Origin of the sequence: Pontibacter sp. HSC-14F20, assembly GCF_019599265.1 — a bacterium.
GTDB lineage: Bacteria > Bacteroidota > Bacteroidia > Cytophagales > Hymenobacteraceae > Pontibacter.
In genome coordinates this window covers 1-220 of record NZ_JAHZTC010000095.1, presented here as the reverse complement: position 1 = coordinate 220, position 220 = coordinate 1, and the positions used below count along the sequence as shown (strand labels likewise).

At 58.2% G+C, this 220-nt stretch carries 1 pseudogene; it reads left to right on the top strand.

The window, feature by feature from the left end:
* Positions 1-220 (top strand): annotated as a pseudogene (locus tag K3G39_RS21070) (IS5/IS1182 family transposase); the annotation flags it as partial.

The following is a 220-nucleotide window of genomic DNA, read 5'->3' as shown; positions in this document are numbered from 1 at the left end:
GCATCATTGCCGCCGCCCTTGTCACCTCGGGCGAAAAAGGCGATGGCCCCCAACTTCCAAAGCTTGTGGAAATAAGCCGCGCCAATGGCCTTCAGGTGGACACAGAAATCGGCGATGCGGCCTATTCGGGCAAGGAAAACCACACGCTCCAGGACAAGGATGGCCGCAGTCTAAAGCTGGTGGCCAAACTCAACCCTGTCATCAGCCAGGGCAGCCGAAA